The organism is Pseudomonas lopnurensis (assembly GCF_015070855.1).
In the GTDB taxonomy this organism is placed as follows: domain Bacteria; phylum Pseudomonadota; class Gammaproteobacteria; order Pseudomonadales; family Pseudomonadaceae; genus Stutzerimonas; species Stutzerimonas lopnurensis.
In genome coordinates this window covers 10,997-33,025 of sequence record NZ_JADDIX010000011.1, presented here as the reverse complement: position 1 = coordinate 33,025, position 22,029 = coordinate 10,997, and the positions used below count along the sequence as shown (strand labels likewise).

Here is a 22,029-nt window from a genome sequence, read left to right as displayed (position 1 = left end):
CAGATAGGGTGGCCGGCTGATACTCAGGCGGTTTCGGTTTCCAGCTGCTTGACGGCGATGCGGTCGAATTCCTTCTTCAGCTGCGGCTTGGAGAGCTGCTCCTGCCAGGGGTCCTGCTCGAAGGAGAGCGAGAACAGCAGGCGCTGGTGCAACGCCTGGCGCCGCTCGGCGTCGTCCAGCACGGCCTTCTTGATGTGGTCCATGCCGACGCGCTGCAGGTAGTGCACGGTGCGTTCGAGGTAGAAGGCCTCTTCGCGGTAGAGCTGCAGGAACGCCAGGCTGTATTCCATGACGTCCTCGGCAGTCTTCACCTTGACGAAGAACTCGCCGGCCTCGGTCTTGATGCCGCCGTTGCCGCCGATGTACAGCTCCCAGCCGGAATCGACGCCGATGATGCCGACGTCCTTGATGCCGGATTCGGCGCAGTTGCGCGGGCAGCCGGAGACCGCCAGCTTGACCTTGTGCGGCGACCACATGTTGAACAGCGCGTGCTCCAGGTCGATGCCCATCTGCGTCGAGTTCTGCGTACCGAAGCGGCAGAACTCGCTGCCGACGCAGGTCTTCACGGTGCGGATGGACTTGCCGTAGGCGTGGCCGGAGGGCATATCCAGGTCCTTCCAGACGCCGGGCAGGTCTTCCTTCCTGATGCCGAGCAGGTCGATGCGCTGGCCGCCGGTGACCTTGACCATGGGCACCTGGTACTTGTCCGCCACGTCGGCGATGCGCCGCAATTCGGCGGCGTTGGTGACCCCGCCCCACATCCGCGGCACCACGGAGTAGGTGCCGTCCTTCTGGATGTTGGCGTGGGCGCGTTCGTTGATGAAGCGCGATTGCGGATCGTCCTTGGCTTCGCCCGGCCAGGTCGAGATCAGGTAGTAGTTCAGCGCCGGCCGGCAGGTGGCGCAGCCGTTCGGCGTGCGCCATTCCATGAAGGCCATGGCCGCCGGGATGCTGGTCAGGTGGTGCTCGCGAATGGCCTTGCGCACCTGGCCGTGGTTGAGATCGCTGCAACCGCAGATGGCCTTCTCGCTCTTCGGCTTGACGTCCGCCGCGCCGCCGACGGTGTTGATCAGGATCTGCTCGACCAGGCCGGCGCAGGAGCCGCAGGAGCTGGCGGCCTTGGTGTGCTTCTTCACCTCGTCTACCGAGAACAGGCCGTGTTCCTGGATCGCCTTGACGATGGTGCCCTTGCACACGCCGTTGCAGCCGCAGACTTCCATATCGTCGGGCATCGACATGGCCTTGCTCTGGCCCTGATGCCCGGCATCGCCGATGGCATTCTCGCCGAACATCAGATGATCGCGGATCTCGCTGACGTTCTGCCCCTCGCGCACCTGGCGGAAGTACCAGCCGCCGTCGGCGGTGTCGCCATAGAGGCAGGCACCGACCAGTACGTCGTCCTTGATCACCAGCTTCTTGTAGACGCCGCCGATGGGGTCGGAAAGGGTGATGGTTTCGGTCCCCTCGCCACCGATGAAGTCGCCAGCGGAGAACAGGTCGATGCCGGTCACCTTGAGCTTGGTCGAGGTCACCGAACCCAGGTAGCGGGAGAAGCCGAGCATGGCCAGATGGTTGGCGCAGACCTTGGCCTGTTCGAACAGCGGCGCGACCAGGCCATAGGCGGTGCCGCGATGGTTGGCGCATTCGCCCACGGCATAGATGCGCGGGTCATAGGTTTGCAGGGTGTCGTTGACCAGGATGCCGCGGTTGCAGGGGATGCCGGCCTGCTCGGCCAGTTCGCTGTTGGGTCGAATGCCGGCGGCCATCACCACCAGGTCCGCGGGGATCACGTCGCCATCCTTGAACTTGACCGCGCAGACCCGGCCTTCGCCGTTGTCCAGCAGCTCGGCGGTGTGCTTGGGCAGCAGGAACTTCAGGCCGCGGCTTTCCAGCGCACTCTGCAGCAGGGTGCCGGCGGTCCTGTCCAGCTGGCGCTCCATCAGCCAGTCGCCGATGTGCACCACGGTGACGTCCATGCCGCGCAGCTTGAGGCCGTTGGCCGCCTCGAGGCCGAGCAGGCCGCCACCGATGACCACCGCGTGCTTGTGGGTTCTGGCGGTTTCCATCATCACCTGAGTGTCGGCGATGTCGCGGTAGCCAATCACGCCCTGCAACTGGTTGCCGGGGATCGGTAGGATGAAGGGATTGGAACCTGTGGCGATGAGCAGGCGATCGTATTCGGCCTCACTGCCGTCGTCGGCGATGACCCGGCGTTTGACCCGGTCGATCTCCACTACCTTGCGGTTGAGCATGAGGCGGATGTCGTTCTCGGCGTACCAGTTCAGATCGTTGAGCACGATCTCTTCGAACTGCTGTTCGCCAGCCAGTACCGGGGAGAGCAGGATGCGGTTGTAGTTCGGGTGCGGCTCGGCGCCGAACACCGTGATGTCGTAGAGATCGGAGGTGAGCTTGAGCAGTTCTTCCAGCGTCCGCACGCCGGCCATGCCGTTACCGATCATCACCAGTTTGAGTTTCTTCATGCCGTTCTCCGCGCCGGAGCGTCTGACGGTTGCCGTTACCCGGCCCCAAAATTTCAACAACAAAAAAGGCGTCCCACTGGTTACCCAGTGAGGACGCCTTTGTCCGTGTCCCGCTCAGTCGGGAAACCTGCCGCTCCACGTTGAGGGTCAGGTCGTATGTTTTCTTCGCCATTCGCTTTGCAGAGGTTGTGCCAACTTGGCAAAACCCTTGTTTCAATAGGTTATGAGCGGCTCTGCGAACCGGGACGGTGCTCGAGATGCACCCTTATGCGGCAGGTTTGCGCTGCCATGGTGCATATTCGGGCGGGCAGGGCAGCCCAATGGCGACGGCCGCCAGCCACTCGCTGGATGGGCTGGGCGGATATTGCCGATTGACAGTTGGCGGTCGGCTTCCTAAAGTTTCGCCCATGCGCCGATTTAGTCAGCTACTTGCGGGGCGCCTGGAGCCGATGGCTTCGAAATACCGCTAAAGCGCTGGTTCCGGTGTCGCCTCCCACCGCTGCCCAGCGGAATTCTCGAGGCGGAAGTCGAACAGCATGAACGTGAAGCACGCCCAGTTGCGCCTGGCCCCGATCACCAGCGGGCCGATCCGATCCCATTCCAAAGTCCTTCTCGGCGGTGCCCACCAGCCGTCCCTGCTGCGCTACCTCGACGGCTGGCCGCGCCGCAACGGCAAAGCCAGGGCATTGCTCGTGCAGTTCGCTACGGCGGATGAATCGCTGGCACGTTTCGCCAGCGACAGCTTCGACCTGGCGGTGATCCAGGCGCCTGCGGCCGAAGCGTTGCAGGACTGTATCCGCGAGTTGACACGGGTGGCGCGGCAAGGGTTGATCGTCCGGCGCTAGTGGTCTGCACGGGCTTCAGGGGGCAGCCTCAGATCACTCCCGAGCAAGCCGCCTGTGCACACCGCGCCCGTAGGAGCCCGGAGGGACGCCGAGTCCTTGCCGGCGATCATCGGCGTTGCGGCCGATCGCCTGCAAGCGGGCTCCTACGGTGGGCAAAAGGGTGATCCGCGTTCATGCCCGGCAGACGCGTGGGCAAGGCTTCGCCGTTGCCCACCCTACGAACCGGCGCTTGTTGCGCAGGCCTCGGCACCCCCGCGCAATGAGCCACGCTTGGGTGCATACAGGTGCCAGAAGCTCCAGCTTCGCAAGTCGGGTTGAACGTAACGAAGCCCAGCGAACGTGATGCCAGGCGGTGCTTTCGTGTGGGGTGGGCTTGATGCTGCGGATTTCAGGTGGGCTGTCCGCCCGGCCTGTGCGCTAGCCGGCTGGTTCGCTTGTTGGGCTTCGCAGGCTCAGGCTAGGCGCCCCCACCCAACAAACATCCAGAGCCGTTGATATTCCGCTACGAGCTGCAGCCAGGCGGCTGGCGACGAAAGGGACGGCAGCGATGGGCCCGTCCCGCTGCGGTGCCCGGGCGTTTCGTAGATACTCCGCGCACCGCAGGGCTGACGTCCTGCTCACCTGAACTTGCCAGTCCTTCAACTGCAATGCGCGGCCATTGCCGGCCATCAGCGCGCGGCATCTTCCTCCTTACCACATGGCGTCCCCCTGGCCTTGAATACCTTGACCACCTCGCTGACGAAACTCACCACCAGCATCCGTTCGTTTTCGGGCAGGTCCTGAATCATTTCCCCGATGGACTGGGCGTGGTCGGCAGCGTTGGTGGGGCCGGTGCGGAAAAGATCGCTCGGCGAACATTCCAGAATGTCGGCGATCTGCTGCAGCCGGGGTAGTGTCGGTGATATCACGCCGTTTTCCATGCGGCTGATCGTTTCCTTCTCGACGCCCATGATTTCTGCTACCTGTGCCTGGGTCAGCCCTTTGGCCTTGCGGCGGACGGCGATCACCATGCCCACCTCGTATATCAATCCTCTGTCCTTCATGCGCTTGGCCTCTCACGTCATTGCATATGACGTTTTGAGTTATTTTCTGAGTGCAAGCGCCACAAGCGAAGGACGTTTAACGTCTACATGATAGACGCTATAAGTCATTTTGCTGTTGACCCTCCTCACAGCGGGGAGCGATAGTTGTGCCCTTGAGGCGCTATCTAGAGAGCGCTGCCGGAGCTTTCACGGGGAAATGGAATGCTGGCCAACTTGAAAATACGCACAGGGATATCGATCGTCCTTCTCACGCTGATTGCGGCCCTGCTGGTGTCGACGTTCACCGCCTGGAGAGGCGCCAAGACCAGCATGGAGCAGATCCAGAACCTGTATCAGCAGGGGATCGAGCGCGGCGGCCAGTTGCAGAAGGCCTATGCGCGCCTGTTGCGCGCCCGTGTCGGCCTGGCCGGAGCCTTCCTGGAGACCAGCGCCGGGGAGCTGGACAAGGCGCAGGCCACCCTGGCCATCACCCAGAGACTGGTCGACGAGGCGGACGCCGCCTTCGCCGCATTCATCGGCAACAGCGCCGGGGATTCCTGGCAGGCTCTCGAGCAGAACCTGCAGCAGGCGTTCGTCGCCTACCAGGCGACCCTGGAAGAACAGCTGCGGGCGCTGCAAGCCGGTTCGCAAAGCCGCTACATCGAGGTCAACCTGACGGCCCGTGCGGCGAACGACGGCTTCGACAAGGCGCTGCAGGCCTATGAGCAGCGCATGGACAGCCATACCGCTGCGGTCATGCAGGACGCCCATGATCGTTATGCCCTGGCCTTGACCGAGGCCATCGTCCTGACCCTCGTTACCCTGTTGCTGGCGGCTGGCTGCGGATGGTTCATCGCTACCCGCGTGCTCGTGCCGCTACGTGAAGTCGGCAGCATCTTCGGCCGCATCGCCACGGGCGATCTGACCAGCCGGATCGAGGTGCGCTCCACCAACGAGATCGGCGTGCTGTTCGCCTCGCTCGCACGCATGCAGGACAGTCAGCGCGAAACGATCGGCAGGATCACCAATTCGTCGAACCAGCTCGCCTCGGCGGCCGAAGAACTCAGTGCCGTCACCGAGGAATCCAATCGCGGATTGCACCAGCAGCACCAGGAACTGGAGCAGGCGGCGACCGCAGTGAACGAGATGACCACCGCCGTGGACGAAGTGGCGCGCAATGCGGTGTCCACGGCGCAAGCCTCGAACGACTCCAATGAACTGGCGCAGCAGAGCCGCGTCCAGGTTCAGGCCACCCTCGCCGAGGTGGAGGCCATGACCCAGGATATCGAGGGCACCTCGCAACTGGTGCGGGAATTGGCCGAGCAGGCGTATAGCATCGGCAAGGTGCTCGACGTGATCCGTGCGGTGTCGGAGCAGACCAACCTGCTGGCGCTCAACGCCGCCATCGAAGCTGCGCGTGCCGGCGAGGCCGGGCGTGGTTTCGCCGTGGTCGCCGACGAAGTGCGCACCCTGGCCCAGCGGACCCAGCAATCGACCGGTGAGATCGAGCAGATGATCGACCGTATCCGCAACGGCACCGAGGAGGCCGTCGAGTCGATGACGGTCAGCACCCGCAGGGCCCGGTCCTCGCTGGATTCGACCCGCAGTGCGGGCCAGGCGCTGGAGGATATCTTCCAGAGCGTGATGCAGATCAGCGAACGCAACCTGGTGATCGCCAGTGCGGCGGAGGAGCAGGCCCAGGTGACGCGCGAAGTGGATCGCAACCTGATCAATATCCGCGACCTTTCCACCGGCGCCGCGGCGGGCGCCAACCAGACCAGTGCGGCCAGTAACGAGCTGTCGCGCCTGGCGGTGGAGCTCAATGAGATGGTGATGCACTTCAAGCTCTAAGGTCGCCAGCCCATTCCTTCGAGCAGAGGCCATCAGAGAACCGTCTTATGCCAAGCGCACGCGAACTCATGGACCTGACCCGCAAGGCGATTGCCAGCCTGCTGCGGGCGGTCTCCCTGCAGGAGCAGGTGACCCTGATCTGCCAGGAGATCGAGCGCATCGCCCCGGATATCATCGCCTTCATTCTGCGCGCCGACGAGCAGGGGGCGTTGCGTCCGCTGGCTGGCTCCGGCCTGTCTGCCCGGCAGATCCTGGCGCTGGAGGGGCTGGCCATCGACAGCCTGTACGGTATTGCAGACGACGCGCTGGCGGTTGGTACAGAAGATGCGGCGCAACCGGGCCTGCATGACCTCGGCGTGTCGCACGGAGCGAAACGCTTCTGGGCGGCACCGGTACGGTCCGGCGATGGCCGGGTGCTCGCCATGCTGGCGATACAGCCGCAGCAGACGGCTACGCTTACTGCGCTGCATCGGCGCCTGATCGATACCTGCCTCCCGCTCTGTGCCCTGGCCCTGGAGCGCGAGGAAAGCCGCACGCGAATCGATCGGCTGGCGTTCTACGACGAGCTGACCGGACTACCCAACCGCCGCCTGCTGCAGGTCCGGGCCGAGCAGGCCATCGCCCGGGCGCAGCGCGACAGGAGCCCGCTCGCAGTGCTGGTCATCGACCTCGACCGCTTCAAGCGGATCAACCATGCCCTCGGTCAGCCCGGTGGCGATGAATTGCTGCGCCTCGTCGCCCGGCGCCTGGAGGAGGGCCGGCGTTTCTGCGATATCGTCGCCCACCTGTCGGCGGACGAATTCGCGCTGGTGGTGCCGTACTGCGATGCCGAGCAGGCCGCTGCATCGGCGCGCTGCCTGCTGGCGGCCCTGAGCAGGCCTTGCCGGATTGCCGACGTACCGCTCGGATTGTCGGCCTGCCTGGGGATCAGCCTGTTTCCCGGCGACGGGCAGGACATCGATACGCTGATCCATCGTGCCGACATGGCCATGCAACGGGCGAAGGCTTGCGGACTGGGCCGCTTCTGTTTCTTCAGCGAGGAACTGAAACGCTCGGCTGTGGAGCTGTCGCTGGAAGAGGCGCTGCGGGTCGCCATCGAACGGAATCAGCTGCGGCTGCATTACCAGCCGCAGGTCTATTTCAAGGACGGTCGGTTGCGTGGCGTGGAAGCGCTGGCTCGCTGGCATCATCCGCAACTGGGCGATATATCGCCCGCCCGCTTCGTTGTCCTGGCGGAACAGTGCGGGCTGATCGACGAACTCGGGCGCTGGGTGCTGCACGAAGCCTGTCGCCAACTGGCTGACTGGCGGCGTCGAGGGCTGGCGATTCCGGCGATATCGGTCAACCTGTCGCCCTCGAACTTTCACGATGCCGACTTGCCGGCGACGATTGCCCGCACGCTCGCGCAGCACGGAATCCGGCCCGCCGAGCTGATGCTGGAAATAACCGAAAGCGTGTTGATGGACACCAACCCCTCTTTTCTGAAGATACTTCGCGAGGTCCACGCCCAGGGCGTCCTGCTGTCGATGGACGATTTCGGCACCGGCTTTTCCAGCCTGAGCCACCTGCATCGCCTGCCGGTGCAGGAGCTCAAACTGGATCGCAGCTTCGTCTTCGATCTGGAGCACGATGGTGCCAGCCGGACCCTGAGCGATGCCGTGCTCCACCTCGGCGAGAGCCTGCGGCTGTCGGTGGTGGCCGAAGGGGTCGAGACCGAGGCGCAGCGGCGCATCCTGGAACAGCTGGGCTATCAGGTGGGGCAGGGGTATCTGTTCTCCGCGCCACTGCCACCCGCGGAGCTGGAGGCGTGGCTGGCCGCCAGGCCTGGGCAGGCGAAGCGCCTTGCCGATGCGCTCATCCCTGACTGAGGCATCCCCGCAGATCATCAATGCCTACTGCGCACGCGTCAGCAATATCAGCAGCGCCAGGTTCAGCAGCAGCGAAATCAACGCCACGCTGCGCCACACCTTGAGCGGCTCGCGTTCGAGCAACGGCCGCGGCCGTGGGTTCGGTGTCTGGCGCTCGCCCTGTTCCAGTTGCAACAGCCATTGCTCGGCCGTCTCGAAACGGTGCTGCGGGTCGGCTGCCAGGGCGCGCTCGAGGATTTCGTCCAGCCAGGAGGGGGCGTCCGGGCGATAGCGGCTGGCCGGCGTCGGCTTGCCGAAGCGCGGATGCTGGAACGGTTCGATCTCGCCGTAGGGGTAGTGGCCGGTCAGCAGGTAATAGAGCGTCACGCCGGTCGCATAGAGATCGAGGCTCATGCTCGGCGCGCCGCCGGCAAAGGCTTCCGGGGCGAGGAAGCTGGGTGTGCCGGGCAATTGGTGCGGCTGGTCGCGGGATAATCCCGGGCAGAAGGCCAGGCCGAAATCCAGTATTCGCAGCTCGCCATCCTCGCCCAGGTGCAGGTTTTCCGGCTTGATGTCGCGGTGCAGGATATTGCGCCGGTGCAGCAGGCCTACCGCCCGGATCAGCCGCGGCGCCAACTGCAGCCAGTCGGCGAGCGGCATCGGGCCCTGGCTCTGGAACCGCTGCGCCAGCGTCGTCCCGGCGTATTCGCGCTGCACGTAATAGATGTGCTGGCGCTGCGGCAGCGGATGGACTTCGGCGAAGCTGCGTCCGGCGACCCGGCGCAGGAACCATTCCTCCTGCAGCAGGGCGGGCGCGGCGTCATGTTCGTCCTGGCGGCTCGACGGTAGCGTCTTCAGCAGCCAGGGTTGCGCGTGCGCGTCGCGCACCCGGTAGAGCAGCGATTGCCGGGATTCGGCCAGCAGCGCCTCGACCTGCCAGCCCTCGAACGTCTGGCCAGGGCGCAGGCGTGGCGGCAGCGGCCAATGGTCCAGTTGCGCCAGGGCGTCCGCCAGCACGGCTTCGGGCAGCCTGTCGACGCGCAGCAACAGCGCGCTGGCGTTATCCTGGCTGCCGCTCTGGTGGGCGAGATTGACCAGGGCGCGCGCCGCCGCGGGCAGGTCCGGCTGGTCGTGCAGCACATGTGCGAGGTCGCGCTCGGTAATGCTCGACCAGACGCCATCGCTCAGCAGCGCGAAGCAGTCGCCCTCGCGCAGATCGCCGTCCAGGTAGTCCATCAGCAGATGCTGGTCCAGCCCCAGCGCGCGCTTGAGTACGTGCTGCATGTCCGGCTGCTCCCAGACATGGTCCTCGCTGAGGCGTTCCAGTTGCGCGCCGTTCCAGCGATAGGCGCGGCAGTCGCCGACATGGGCGAGGGTGAAACGGCGGCCGCGCAGCACCAGGGCGGTCAACGTCGTCAGCAGCGGCTGGCCGCCACCATTGGCCTGCAGCCAGCGGTTGTGCGCCACCAGCACGCGGTCCAGCGATTGCGCCACGGCCCAGGTTTCCGGTGTCGCGTAATAGTCGAACGCCAGCGTCTGCAGGGTGGTGCGAGCGGCCAGCGCGCCGTCGGCGCACTGGCTGACGCCATCGGCGATGGCGAACAGATAGCCCTTGCCGGTTGCCAGTGAAGGGGCCGGCGTGACGATGCGGATCGCGTCCTGATTCTCCGGGCGAGGCCCGGCGGCGCTGGCCTCGCCGTAGCTAAGGTGCAGGGGCATACGGGTTTCCGGTGCGGTTGGTGCAGGTAGATTCAAACCCGTGCCACGGTTATGGCCGCCGAGCCCCAGGTGGTCCGCCAGCGACGCTTGACGCCATGCAGGCCGAACCAGGCCAGCACGCCGAGGCTGGCGAACAGCCAGAGACCGAGCTGGTAGTCGCCGGTCGCTTGCTTGATCGCGCCCAGGCCGGCGGTCAGGAGGAAGCCGCCGATGCCGCCGGCCATGCCGACCAGGCCGGTCATCACGCCGATTTCCTTGTTGAAACGCTGCGGTACCAATTGGAACACCGCGCCGTTGCCGGCGCCGAGGCTGAGCATGGCGACCACGAACAATGCCAGGGCAGCGGTCGCGCTGGGCAGGTTGAAGCCCACCGCGGCGAGGCAGATGGCGGCCACGGTGTACATCACCAGCAGCGCGCGAATGCCGCCGATGCGGTCGGCCAGCGCACCGCCCAGCGGGCGCAGCAGACTGCCGGCGAAAACGCAGGCGGCGGTGTAGTAGCCGGCCTTCACCGGGTCGAAGGCGTACTGGTCATGGAAGTAACCGGGCAAGGTACTGGCCAGGCCGAGGAAGCCACCGAAGGTGACGCTGTAGAAGAACATGAACCACCAGCTGTCGCGGTCGCCGAGGGCTTTCAGGTAGTCACCCAGCGACTTCGGCGCGGGGCGGTTGGGCGCGTTCTTCGCCACGCTGGCGAAAATGATCAGGGTCAGCGTCAGCGGAATCAGCGCCAGGCCGAAGACATTGTTCCAGCCGAACATGGCAGCCAGCACCGGGGCGAACAACGCGGCCAGCACCGTGCCGGAGTTGCCGGCACCAGCAATGCCCATCGCCTTGCCCTGATGCTGCGGCGGGTACCATTGCGAGGCGAGGGGCAATGCCACGGCAAAGGAGGCGCCGGCCATGCCGAGGAACAGCCCCAACAGCAAGGCCTGCTCATAACTGTGGATACCGTGCAACCAGGCGATGAACAGGGCCACGATCACCACGCTCTGCCCGAACAGGCCGGCGGTCTTGGGTGAGGTGCGGTCGGCGAGAATGCCCAGCACCAGGCGCAGTACCGCGCCGGCGAGAATCGGCGTGGCGACCATCAAGGCGCGCTGCTGGGTGGTCAGCCCGAGATCGGCGGCGATCTGCACGCCCAGCGGGCCGAGCACGTACCAGACCATGAAACTGAGGTCGAAATAGAGGAAGGACGCAAACAGGGTCGGCGTGTGGCCGGCTTTCCAGAAACTCGTATTCATCGGATCGGCTCCAGGGCGTTCGTTACGCGGCAATGCCCGCGAATGCTGCTCAAGCCGCCCCGGCAGTGGGGCGGAAAAACAAAAAGGCGCCGCAGCACGCCTGCCGGAGCAGGGTGTTGCGACGCCTTTGTCGTGTGTCGGAGACCGCCGTTGGCCTGCCGTGACAACGATCAAGCATCTAGCGTGCCAGTCCGCATGCGAGCCGCGCAGCAGGCGTCCAATGGGCCGCGGGGCGCAGTTTGGACGATCTGCTGCACGATTAGCGCGCATCCCTGGGCCAAATCGGGGCAGGTGATCCAATGCGGCCGGGCGAGCGCAGCCGCTGCGGTTGCTGATAGGCTTGGCGTGCGAAACGAGGAACGAGCGATGCCCTTTATTGCGACCCTGACCCTCAACCCGGCGATGGATCTTTCGGTCGGTACCGCCCGGGTGGTGAGTACCGACAAGCTGCGTTGCTCGCTGCCGCGTCATGATCCGGGCGGTGGCGGTATCAACGTCGCGCGGGTAGTCAAGACTCTGGGTGGCAAGGCGCTGGCCGTCTACCCGGCGGGCGGGCCCTTCGGCGAGCTGTTGCAGCGTTCGCTGGATGAGCTCGGCCTGGTGCACCGGCCGGTGCCCATCGGCGGCGACACGCGGGAAAGCTTCACCGTGGACGAATTGGAAACGGGGCTGCAATACCGCTTCGTGCTGCCCGGCCCGTCGCTCGCACCACAGGAACTGCAGCGCTGCCTGGACACCTTGGCGGCGCTGCATCCCACGCCGCACTACCTGGTGCTCAGCGGCAGCTTTCCGCCCGGGGTGGGTATCGGCTTCTTCGACGAGTTGCTCGCACTGACCCGGCGCATCGGCGCCAGGCTGGTGGTGGACCTGTCCGGCGAACCTCTGGCGTATGCGGCCAGCCAGGGTGGTATCTACCTGATGAAGCCGAGCCTCAACGAGCTGGCCAGCATCATGGGCCACCCGGTAACGGACGCGGCTCGGCAGGAGGAGGCGTTGCGCAGCCTGATCGCGCGAGGCAGCGCCGAGATCGTGGTGCTGTCGCTGGGCGCGGAGGGGGCGTTGGTCGCCTGCGGCGAGCACCTGGAACGGGTGCCCTCGCCGGACGTCCCGGTGCTCAGCGCCGTGGGGGCGGGCGACAGCATGCTCGGCGCCATCGTCCTGGCCCTGGCCGAAGGCCGCGAGCTCGGTGCTGCCGTGCGCTGCGGCGTCGCCGCGGGGGCCGCCACGGTGATGCGTCCGGGGACCGAGCTCTGCCATCGCGAGGACGTGCAGCGACTGATTGCCGAGCTCGGCCGCACTGGCCTTTAGAGCTTGCAGTCACGTAGGTTGGGTTGAGCCGCGCAGCGGCGAAGCCCAACATCGCACGGAGCCCAGGCCGGCTTCCCGTATGCCGAGAAATTCATATTTTGCGAATGTATCGCCTGATACCTCGCTCGTTGGGCTTCGCAGGCTCAACCCAACCTACTCGACAGCCCCTAGTCGACGCGATTGACCCGCGGGAACTTGGCGGCGAACTCCTCGGGCATGGCGATGACGCGGCCTTGCACATAGTCGTAGAAGACGAAGCCTGACTTGGCCATGGCGATCAGCCTGCCGTCGGCCGGGCGGGTGATGCGGAAGGTGATGTCGCCGCCGTACCTGTTGAAATCCATCACCCCGACCTCGAACAGCAGTGCGTCACGCGCATGGGCCTCGGCATTGTAGGTGGTGGCGAGGTCGGTGACGATGATGCCGTTGCCATCCTTGCGGGTCTCGGCGATGCCGTAGGCGAACAGGAAGCGCGCCCGCGCTTCGGAGATCATCGAAATCATCGAATCGTTGGCCAGATGGTTGGCGGCGTTGATGTCGGTGATACGCACGGTGAGCTGGGTGGAAAAACAGAACTGGTCTTCCGGGAACTGCAGGGTGAGGCGCGCCATGATGTGCTCGGTCGGGGAGGTATGGCGTGCATTCTAGGGCAGTACGTTTTCTGCGGCGAACGGCTCCGGCTTGAGCTTCGTCGGCAGTCCTGAGGCTCGCTTCGCCGCTCCCGATGTCTTCATTGGCCCAGCAGTTCGTTCATCGCGATGATCTGCTCGGCCACCTGAATCAGCTTCTGCTGGCGGCTCATCGCCTGCCGGCGCATCAGGGTATAGGCCTCTTCCTCCTTGCAGTCGCGCATCTTCATCAGCATGCCCTTGGCCAGTTCGATGCGCTTGCGTTCGGCCAGCTGCTGTTCGCGCGCCTGTAGCTGCGCGCGGATGGCCTGGTCGCTCTCGAAGCGGGCCATGGCCACATCGAGGATCGGCTTCAGGCGCTGGGCCTGGATGCCCTCGACGATATAGGCGCTGACGCCGGCGCGGATCGCCTGGCGCATGGCGTCCGGGTCGCTGTCGTCGGTGAACATGACGATGGGGTGCGGCTGGTCCCGCGTGACCAGTACCACCTGCTCCATGACATCGCGGCCGGGCGAGTCGGTGTCGATCAGCACCACGTCCGGACGAACCGCTTCCACCCGCTCGGGGAGGTCGATGGTAAGACCGGTTTCTTCGATGACTTCGAAGCCAGCCTCGATCAGCGCGCTTTTCAGGCGGCCGACCTTACGCGGGGTGTCGTCGATGAGGAGAATACGCAGCATGCCGATCTCCTTCAGAGCGCCTGGACCATGGGGTCGTCTGCCAGGGCGTGCAGGGCGAAGCTGCGTGCATAGCCGGCCGGGTCGGTACCGTCCCAGCAGCTGCCGTCCATCAGGATGGAGGTGCGCATCGGGCTCTCGGGAACGCTGATGCCCAGGGCGCTGGCGGCCTGTCGGTAGAGGGCGGTCTGCTGTACGGCGCGGGCGACGGCGAGGTAGTCGGGATCCTCGCGCAGCAGGCCCCAGCGCCGCAGTTGGGTCATGAACCAGAGGCCGTCGGAGTGGTAGGGCATGTTCACTGCGCCACCGGCGAAGAAGCGCAGGGGATGGGCGTCCTGCCAGGCGTTGCCGAGGCCGTCCTGATAGAGGCCGAGAAAGCGCGGCTCGATGGAGGCCAGCGGCGCATCGACGTACTCGCCGCCAGCGATCAACTGCGCCGCGCTGCTGCGATTCTCCTGGCCCTGGTCGATGAAGCGGCTGGCTTCGAGCACGGCCATTACCAGTGCGCGCGCGGTGTTGGGGTACTGCTCGACGAAGGCGCGGGTGCAGCCGAGTACCTTCTCCGGGTGATCCGGCCAGATCGACTGGCTGGTCGCCAGGGTGAAACCGACATCCTCGGCGATCGCCTGGGCGCCCCAGGGTTCACCTGCGCAGAAACCGTCGATGCGCCCGGCGCGCAGGTGCGCGACCATCTGCGACGGCGGCACCACCCGGGTTCTGACGTCCTCCAGCGGGTGGATACCGTGGGCGGCCAGCCAATAATACAGCCAGAGGGCATGGGTGCCGGTGGGGAACGTCTGGGCGAGGGTGAGCTGGGCACCACTTTGGAGCGCTCGGTCACGCAATGCCTCGGGATCGGTCACGCCAGCGGCCTTCAATGGTGCGGACAGATTGATGCTCTGGCCGTTCTGCGCGAGCCCCATGAGAACGGCCATATCCACCGCCGGGCTGCCGCCGATACCCAGGTGCACCGCGTAGATCAGCCCGTACAATCCGTGGGCCGCGTCGAGTTCGCCGCCGATCAGCTTGTCACGCAGGCCCGACCAGGAGTTCTGCCGATGCAGGTTGAGGGTCAGGCCGAACGGCTGGGCGAAGCCCTGGGTGGCGGCGACGATCAGCGAGGCGGCGTCAGTGAGGGGTAAAAAGCCGAGGTTCACCGTGCTCTTTTCCGGGGCATCGCTACCGGCGACCCAGGCCAGGGCGTCGGTGCGGGGTGCTGTGGCGGAGTCAGTCATGCAGGGCGTACCTTGTGAAAGTGCGGGCGCGCACTGCGGATCGCAGGTGGCGTCGAAGGAATGCTGCCATGAGCGTAGCAAGCGATATGCCAGGGGGTGGCCCCGGCCTCCCTGGCGAGCATTCCGTAGGAGGCGCCTGCGTGTCTTCGTCGCAGCGCTGTCGCGCAGCAAACAGGGTGCAGCCGCGAGAAAGCCGCATGTGCACGCGGCGATCATCGGCGTTGCGGCCGATCGCCCGCAGGCGGGCTCCTAGCGGTGGGGCAAAAGGATACGGATACAGCGGCAGGGCCGGCCATCGTAGGGTGCGCTTCACGCAGCGATATCTGCGCAGCGGCGTTCAGGGATCAGCGCGGATACAGCGGTGGCAGGGCGCTTTGTTCCTGTTCGGCGCTCGGGCTGGCTGCCGGCGGCAACGCCTGGATCGCCTGCCACAGCGCCTCGCCCTGCCAGCGCTGGCCGGTTTCGCTGTACAGCGCGCCGTTGAGGCCGTCCAGCGCATCGGACAGCGGTACGAAGCGGGCAGCCATGTCCGCGAGGGTCTCCGGTTGTTGGCGCGCCCAGGCGTCCAGGGCCTGGCGGGTGGCCTGGGGATCGTTGGCCTGGCAGGCGCGGCGCAGGTCGTCGAGCAGGCTGCGCGGCGTCGGCCCGGCCTGGAGGGCGCGCTGCACCGCCGGTTGCCGCCGTGCGCGCAGCCAGAGCCCGAAGCCGGCCAGGGTACTGGCCGCGAGCAGTACCGTGCTCAGTTGCCACGGCCAGAGCGGCGGCGGTTCGGCGCCGGATTGCAGCATGATCGGTTGCTCGGGCGGCGGCTGCAGCAGGTCCGGATTGTCGGCGACCTGCAGCGTGCGTTCGGCCAGCGTGGCGCGTTCCAGACGATCCTCGAGGGTGTTCCACCAGACCACTTCCAGCGCCGGCAATTGCAGGGTGCCGCTGCGGGTCGGAATCAGCGCTTCGCGCTGTTCGCGACTGCCGACGATACCTGTCGGGCTCACCTCGTTGGCGAGGCTGGGCTGGTCCGGATAGCGTCGCAGTTCGGCACTTTGTGGCGAGCCGATGGCCGGCAGCTGGGTGCCGGTCAGGCCTTCGGCCTTGAGCAGCAGGCTACGGGTGAGGGATTCGCCGGCCTGGGCCTGGTCCGGCTCGGGGCTCCAGGCTTCGACCAGGGTGAGGCTGCGTGCCGGCAGCCAGGGCACATCGGCGGGGTAGTCCGCGGGCTTGGTCTTGACCGACAGTGGAATGCTCGGCGATCTGACCTGGGTCGAGCGGCCCGGCCGGGGTCCGAACAGCGAGTCGTTACCGGTCGCCACGGTGGTGGCGCTGAAGAGCTGGGCGGGGATTGTCAGCTCGCCGCTCTGCTGTGGAAACAGCGCGTAGCGGACTTCGATGACGCCGTGACGAATGCCGTTGATGGTCTTCTCGTAGGTACGCGGCTCGCCGAGCCTTTCCACCAGCGCGTCGGGCATCTGCAGGGGCGACAGGCTGCTGTCGTCGTACAGCGAGACCGAGTGATAGATGCGCAGGGTGAGGGTGACCTGGGCTTGCACGTAGACGCTGTCCTGGTCGAGGCTGGCATCGATGAAAATCGGCGCCAACTGGTCGCTCTCATCCTTGGCGCGTGATTCCTGCACCAGCAGGGTGATCGGTTCGCTGCGCCATTCGCCGAGTTGCAGCGGCGGGATGATGACGTAACCGGTCTGCCGCGGGCGCAGCGTGATCAGCCAGCGGGTGATCGCCCGGGTTTCACCGTTGCTGCTGGAAAGCTGGTTGACCTGGCGCGTGTCGAAGACTTCGAACGATTGCTCCAGCGGTTGCAGATCGGGCCTGCCGAACATCGTATTGCCCTGGGATTCGAGGCTCAGTTCGAGGGTCTCGTCGATACTCAGCTGGGTACGGTCCACGCTGGCGAGCAGCCCGGAAGCGCTGGCTTGGGCGGCAAGCATGCCGAGCAGAAGAAAAGTCATCAGGCGCATCATCGGTTCACTTCCTGGCGCTTGCGTTGTTCGTAGAGGAACTTGCGCCGCAGCAGCTCACCGGGATCGTCCGGGACCTGCCGCAGCCATTGCTCCATGGCCTGCTGCCGCTCCATGTCGGGAAGCGCCTCGTGCTGCACCTGCGCCTGGGTGGTGGTCGAGTCCGCTGCGTGCGACCGTTGCTCAGCGGTGGGGGGCGGCGGCAAGGCGCCGCTGGCTTCACCGGGCTCGCTGGTCGGTTCGCCGCTGGCGCTCTCCGGCGTCGGCGGGCTGGCGGCAGCGCTGCCTTGCCGTGGCTGCTCCGGCTGCGGCTCGTCGGGCTGCGAACCCTCCTGCGGCTGCTGCCGACGTTGTTGCAGCAGCTCTTCGACCAGTGCCTTGTTGCGCTGGGCGATGTGCAGGTCGGGCTGCAGTTCGAGCGCTTGGTCATAGGCCTCGATGGCCGCCTCGAAGGCTTCGCCGCGGGCCAGGGCATTGCCACGGTTGTAATGATCGGCGGCGCTAGCACCCTCGGCGAAAAGCTCGGCCGCGCCTGAATAGTCACCGGCCCGATAGCGGGCGACTGCCTGCCAGCGTCGATCGGTGAAGCGCTCGGCGGCCTGTTCCGGCTGCTGCGCTTCGAGTAGACGCTGGCCCTGCTGATCGGGACGCAACCAAAGATCGCCGAACTCGAAGGCGCTGGCCGGTTGCGCCTGCAACAGCAACAACGGCAGGCAGAACAGCCAGCCGCGGCGGCCGGCACAGGCGGCCAGCAGGAGCAGGGGCAGCAGCAGCCAGTGGCCCTGATCCAGCCAGGCTTCGAGGCGGGTGACGTCGTCGTGCTGCAGCAGCGCGCCGGCTTCGTCGAGCAGGCCGAGCGCCGCCAGGTCGCCATCGCCCAGGCGCGCCTGTTGATAGCGCGCGCCCAGCTCGCTGGCGAAGCGCCGCAGGCCGGCATTGTCCAGGCGCGGAATCAGGATCGCGCCCTGTTCGTCCTTGAGGAAGCTGCCGTTCTCTCCGGCGATCGGCGCGCCCTGTTCGGTGCCGACACCGAGCATCAGCAAGCGCTGGCCCTGGTCGCGCATGAGCGTGGCAATGGCGCTGCGCTCCTGGCCGTCCAGGCCGCTGCCGATCAACAGCAACCGGCCCTTGCCCTGACCGGCCTGCTCGAGCAGCGCGAGGCCCTGGGCGACCGCCAGGTCGGCGCGTTGTCCCGGTTCGGGCATCAGCGCCGGGTGCAGGGCATCGAGCAGGTTGCGCGTGGTGGCCAGATCGTCCGACAGCGGCACCAGGGTATGGGCGCTGCCGGCGAACACCACCACCGCGGTCTGCACGTCCTGTCGGCTTTCCAGCAGGTCGAGCAGTTTGCGCTTGGCCTGCTCCAGCCGCGTGGGCGGAGCGTCGCCGGCGAGCATGGCGGGCGTCAGTTCCAGCAGCACGACCAGCGGGTCGGCGCGTTTCAGGCTGGGCTGCTCGAGTCGCTGCCAACTGGGCCCGAGCAGCGCCAGCACGGCCAGCAGCCAGGCCAGACCCAGAACGATCCATGGCAGGCGGCTGTCGCGCAACTGGCCGCGGGTCAGCAGGGCGGCATGGAAGGCTTCGGGCAGCAGGCGCTGCCAGCGGCCAACCTGCCGTTGCCGATGCCAGAGGCGCCACAGCAGCCAGAGCAGCGCTGGCAGGACGAGCAGCCAGAAGGGCCTGAGCAGGTGCGGCAGCCAGTCGCTCATCGACGTTGCTCCCGGCGCCAGGCCAGGCGTTGCAGCTGCGCGCTCCACAGGCTGGCGGCCACCAGCAACAGGCTGATCAGCAGCGCCGCCGCAAGCGGCCAGGCGTACAGGGCCTCGGCAAGGCGCGCCTGGGTCGGCTGCTGGGCGGCCGGTTCCAGGCGATCGAGGGTTTCGCCGATCGCTTCGAGCTCGGCACTGGTGCGTGCCCTGAAGTATTCGCCGCCGGTGCGCTCGGCGATGGCGCGCAGCGTCGGCTCGTCCAGCTCCAGCCCGGGGTTGAAGCCGAAGCGGCTGAGCACGCCGCCTTCCTCGGGATCGGCGCCGATCCCGATGGTGTGGATTCGCACGCCTTCCTCGGCGGCCAGGGTCGCTGCCAGCAGGGGCTCGATTTCGCCGCCGTTGTTGGCGCCGTCGGTGACCAGGACCAGCACACGGTTGTCGGCCGGGCGCTCGCGCAGGCGCTTGACCGCCAGGCCGATGGCATCGCCAATGGCGGTATTGCTGCCGGCGATGCCCACCAGGGCTTCGTCGAGCCAGATGCGCACGGTGCGCCGGTCGAAGGTCAGCGGCGCCTGCAGGTAGGCCTTGCTGCCGAACAGGATCAGGCCGACGCGATCACCATGGCGATCCTCGATGAAGTCGCCGAGCAGCCGCTTGACCAGTTCCAGGCGGGTGAGTTCCTCGTCGTTCCATTGCATGTCGGGGTAGTCCATCGACCCGGAAACATCCACCGCCATCAGCAGGTCGCGGCCGCTGACGGGCAGCGGCAGGGGCTCGCCGAGCCATTGCGGGCGGGCGGCGGCGAACAGCAGCAGCAGCCAGATGGCCAGGTAGGGCAATTGCTGGCGCCAGGCGGGCAGGGCGACGCGGGCGCGCCGGCCGGCGAGGCTCTGCAACTCATCGAGGAAGCTCACCCGCAAGGCCGCCTCGCCGCGATCCGCGGCCGGCAGCAGCCCGCGCAGCAGCCAGGGCAGCGGCAGCAGCAGGAAGACCCAGGGCCAGGCCAGCTCAAACATGCTTGCGAATCCAGGTATCGACGGCCTGCTCGAGACCATCGATGGCCTTGTCGTCCAGCCGGCATTCGGCGCGATAGGCGCCTTCGACGAGCACCATCCAGCGGGTCAATCCGGCTGCCGGGCAGCGACTGTCGAGAAACGCCAGCCAGGCGCGCCCGCTCAGCGTGTGCGGATGGTCGCCGGGGTAGCGGATGCGGCACAGCCGCTTGAGCAGCGCGTTGAGCTGCTGCAGCCAGTGGCTGGCCGGCTGGCCGCCGTAGGGCTTGCTCAGGCGCGCCAGTTCATCGAGGGCTTCCTGGCGCTGCGGCGCCAGCGGCGGCTCGCTCGCGGCGCGGGGGTTGCGCCGCGGCAGACGATGGCGCAGCCGCCAGAGCAGCCCCAGGCAGAGCGTCGACAACAGCCCCAGCAGCCACCAGCCGGGCGCCGGAGGCCACCAGGAGATCGGCGGCGGGCTGATCAGCGGCGCCAGTTGGTCGAGCGGGTTCATGGGCGGGCGCTCGGGTGCCGTACACTCAGATGATCGCGCAACTGCTCGACCAGATCGTATTGGGTGTCGAGCGGCATCAGCGGCACCCGCAGGCGATCGGCCAGCCGCTGCCAGCGGGCGCTGCGGGCTTCGCCCTGCTGGCGGTAGCGCTGGCGCAGCGCGGCATCGTGGGTATCCAGTTCCAGGTGCGCGGCGCCCTGGCTGAAACTCAGCAACCCGGCGGCGGGCAACGCGTGGTCGAGCGGATCGAACAGCGGCAGCAGCAACAGGTCGACGTGGCGCGCCAGCAGGCTCAGCTGCTGCTCGGCGGCATCGTCCAGGGTCCGCTCGTCGCAGAGGATCACCGAGAGGCTGCCGGGCCGCAGCACTTCGCGTGTCCTGCGCAACGCGAGGCTGAACGCTTCGGGATCGCAGGGGCTTTCCGGGTGCAACTGGCGGTTGGCCCTGGCCAGCCGGTCCAGCAGCTGCAGCAGGCTCTGCTTGCTGCGCCGTGGCTTGATTTCCTGCTGCTCGCTGCCGCCGAACACCAGCCCGCCGACCCGGTCGTTGTGGCTCAGCGCGGCCCAGCCGATCAGGCCCGCGGCCTGGGCCGCGAGCACCGACTTGAAGGCGCGGCCGCTGCCGAAGAATAGACGCCGGCTCTGTTCGGCGACGATGTAGATCGGCCGCTCGCGTTCTTCATGGAAGAGCTTGGTATGGGGCTCCTGGGTGCGGGCGGTGACCCGCCAGTCGATGGTGCGCACGTCATCGCCGGCCTGATAGATGCGTACCTGGTCGAAATCCACGCCGCGGCCGCGCAGCTTGGAGTGATGCAGGCCCACCAGCGGGCTGCGCCGGTGCGGCGTCGAGAACAGCGGGACTTCACGGACCCGGTGGCGGATATCGATGAGCTCGGCCAGGGTGACCCTGATGCCGGCCTCGTCTTCGAGCGGCTGCCCGGCGTTGCGAGCCTGCGCCTGCATCAGGCCACCGCCACCACGTCGAGGACGCGCTGGATGACGCGCTCCTGATCGATGCCGGCGGCCTCCGCCTCGAACGAGAGGATGATGCGATGGCGCAGCACGTCGAAGAGCATCGCCTGGATGTCCTCGGGGCTGACGAAGTCGCGCCCGGCGAGCCAGGCGTGCGCGCGCGCGCAACGGTCCAGGGCGATGGAGCCGCGTGGGCTGGCGCCGTAGGCGATCCATTCGGCCAGCTCGGCGTCGAACTTGGCCGGCGTGCGCGTGGCCATGACCAGTTGCACCAGGTATTCCTCCACCGCGTCGGCCATGTACAGGCCGAGGATGTCCTTGCGTGCGGCGAAGATCGCCTGCTGGCTGACGCGCTGTTCCGGCGCCGCCTCGCCATTGATCGCTTCGCCACGGGCCTGTTGCAGGATGCGCCGCTCCACCGAGGCGTCCGGGAAGCCGATCTTCACATGCAACAGGAAGCGGTCGAGCTGCGCTTCGGGGAGCGGGTAGGTGCCTTCCTGCTCGATGGGGTTCTGCGTGGCCAGCACCAGGAACAGCGGTGACAGATCGTAGGTGCTGCGGCCGATGCTGACCTGACGCTCGGCCATGGCCTCCAGCAGCGCCGACTGCACCTTGGCCGGGGCGCGGTTGATTTCGTCGGCGAGCACCAGGTTGTGGAAGATCGGCCCCTGCTGGAAGACGAAACTGCCGGTTTCCGGGCGGTAGATCTCGGTCCCGGTGATGTCCGCGGGCAGCAGGTCCGGGGTGAACTGGATGCGATGGAACTCGGCCTCCAGGCCTTCGGCCAGCTCCTTGATCGCGCGCGTCTTGGCCAGCCCGGGAGCACCCTCGACGAGCATGTGGCCGTCGGCGAGCAGGGCGATCAGCAGGCGCTCGATCAGCCGCTCCTGACCCAGGATCTGGGTGGAAAGGAACTGTCGCAACGCGATTATCGATTCACGGTGATCCATCGTCTCGATTCTTCCAGGTGGCGGTGACCCGGCCCGCCGTACCGGCGGACCCGCTTGCCGTAGCCGGCTGCA

The 22,029-nt window shown here is 66.7% G+C and carries 17 protein-coding genes; 4 read left to right on the top strand and 13 right to left on the bottom strand.

Annotation, left to right across the window (positions count from 1 at the left end):
- Positions 1-23: 23 nt before the first annotated feature.
- Positions 24-2,480, bottom strand: coding sequence for a nitrite reductase large subunit NirB (gene nirB / locus IN820_RS02085; RefSeq protein ID WP_193679389.1), 2,457 nt, complete (start codon positions 2,478-2,480; stop codon positions 24-26).
- Between the two features lie 536 nt (positions 2,481-3,016).
- Here nirB and IN820_RS02080 point away from each other — a divergent pair.
- The gene (locus IN820_RS02080) at positions 3,017-3,325 is read left to right on the top strand and encodes a class I SAM-dependent methyltransferase (RefSeq protein ID WP_193679388.1); all 309 of its coding nucleotides are present in this window, start codon (positions 3,017-3,019) and stop codon (positions 3,323-3,325) included.
- A gap of 668 nt (positions 3,326-3,993) precedes the next feature.
- Here IN820_RS02080 and IN820_RS02075 read toward each other — a convergent pair.
- Positions 3,994-4,335 (bottom strand): helix-turn-helix domain-containing protein, encoded by a 342-nt coding sequence (locus tag IN820_RS02075; RefSeq protein WP_235989050.1) that lies wholly within the window; start codon positions 4,333-4,335, stop codon positions 3,994-3,996.
- Between the two features lie 234 nt (positions 4,336-4,569).
- Between IN820_RS02075 and IN820_RS02070 the strand changes: the two genes are divergently transcribed.
- Positions 4,570-6,198, top strand: a complete 1,629-nt coding sequence (locus IN820_RS02070) for a methyl-accepting chemotaxis protein (protein WP_193679386.1) — start codon at positions 4,570-4,572, stop codon at positions 6,196-6,198.
- A gap of 47 nt (positions 6,199-6,245) precedes the next feature.
- Positions 6,246-8,066 carry a putative bifunctional diguanylate cyclase/phosphodiesterase gene (locus IN820_RS02065; protein WP_193679385.1) on the top strand — a complete coding sequence of 607 codons (1,821 nt, stop codon included), beginning with the start codon at positions 6,246-6,248 and terminating at the stop codon, positions 8,064-8,066.
- Between the two features lie 24 nt (positions 8,067-8,090).
- Here IN820_RS02065 and IN820_RS02060 read toward each other — a convergent pair whose 3' ends face one another.
- On the bottom strand, positions 8,091-9,764 hold the full coding sequence (locus IN820_RS02060) for a bifunctional protein-serine/threonine kinase/phosphatase (RefSeq protein ID WP_193679384.1): 1,674 nt from the start codon (positions 9,762-9,764) through the stop codon (positions 8,091-8,093).
- Positions 9,765-9,796: 32 nt separating this feature from the next.
- Positions 9,797-11,008, bottom strand: coding sequence for a nitrate/nitrite transporter (locus tag IN820_RS02055; protein ID WP_193679383.1), 1,212 nt, complete (start codon positions 11,006-11,008; stop codon positions 9,797-9,799).
- Positions 11,009-11,374: 366 nt separating this feature from the next.
- On the opposite strand from IN820_RS02055, the gene IN820_RS02050 reads away from it, so the two are divergent.
- Positions 11,375-12,316 carry a 1-phosphofructokinase family hexose kinase gene (locus IN820_RS02050; RefSeq protein WP_193679382.1) on the top strand — a complete coding sequence of 314 codons (942 nt, stop codon included), beginning with the start codon at positions 11,375-11,377 and terminating at the stop codon, positions 12,314-12,316.
- A gap of 167 nt (positions 12,317-12,483) precedes the next feature.
- Here the strand turns inward: IN820_RS02050 and IN820_RS02045 are convergent, their stop codons facing one another.
- The 9 genes from IN820_RS02045 to IN820_RS02005 all read right to left on the bottom strand — a co-directional run bounded on the left by IN820_RS02045 (position 12,484) and on the right by IN820_RS02005 (position 21,957).
- A complete protein-coding gene (locus tag IN820_RS02045; RefSeq protein WP_193679381.1) occupies positions 12,484-12,927 on the bottom strand; it encodes a thioesterase family protein in 444 nt (147 codons plus the stop codon).
- 119 nt (positions 12,928-13,046) lie between these two features.
- Positions 13,047-13,625, bottom strand: coding sequence for an ANTAR domain-containing response regulator (locus tag IN820_RS02040; protein ID WP_193679380.1), 579 nt, complete (start codon positions 13,623-13,625; stop codon positions 13,047-13,049).
- An 11-nt stretch (positions 13,626-13,636) separates the two neighbouring features.
- Positions 13,637-14,857, bottom strand: coding sequence for a CmpA/NrtA family ABC transporter substrate-binding protein (locus tag IN820_RS02035; protein WP_193679379.1), 1,221 nt, complete (start codon positions 14,855-14,857; stop codon positions 13,637-13,639).
- A gap of 344 nt (positions 14,858-15,201) precedes the next feature.
- Positions 15,202-16,830 (bottom strand): BatD family protein, encoded by a 1,629-nt coding sequence (locus IN820_RS02030; RefSeq protein WP_193679378.1) that lies wholly within the window; start codon positions 16,828-16,830, stop codon positions 15,202-15,204.
- Positions 16,827-18,533, bottom strand: a complete 1,707-nt coding sequence (locus IN820_RS02025; protein ID WP_193679377.1) for a VWA domain-containing protein — start codon at positions 18,531-18,533, stop codon at positions 16,827-16,829. The genes IN820_RS02030 and IN820_RS02025 overlap by 4 nt, the downstream gene beginning before the upstream one ends.
- Positions 18,530-19,549, bottom strand: coding sequence for a vWA domain-containing protein (locus IN820_RS02020; protein ID WP_193679376.1), 1,020 nt, complete (start codon positions 19,547-19,549; stop codon positions 18,530-18,532). Before IN820_RS02020 ends, IN820_RS02025 begins: the two co-directional genes overlap by 4 nt.
- Positions 19,542-20,036: a DUF4381 domain-containing protein gene (locus IN820_RS02015; protein ID WP_193679375.1), complete on the bottom strand. Its 495-nt coding sequence runs from the start codon at positions 20,034-20,036 to the stop codon at positions 19,542-19,544. Before IN820_RS02015 ends, IN820_RS02020 begins: the two co-directional genes overlap by 8 nt.
- Positions 20,033-20,998 carry a DUF58 domain-containing protein gene (locus IN820_RS02010; RefSeq protein WP_193679374.1) on the bottom strand — a complete coding sequence of 322 codons (966 nt, stop codon included), beginning with the start codon at positions 20,996-20,998 and terminating at the stop codon, positions 20,033-20,035. The genes IN820_RS02015 and IN820_RS02010 overlap by 4 nt, the downstream gene beginning before the upstream one ends.
- Positions 20,998-21,957, bottom strand: coding sequence for an AAA family ATPase (locus IN820_RS02005; protein ID WP_193679373.1), 960 nt, complete (start codon positions 21,955-21,957; stop codon positions 20,998-21,000). The genes IN820_RS02010 and IN820_RS02005 overlap by 1 nt, the downstream gene beginning before the upstream one ends.
- Between the last annotated feature and the right edge of the window lie 72 nt (positions 21,958-22,029).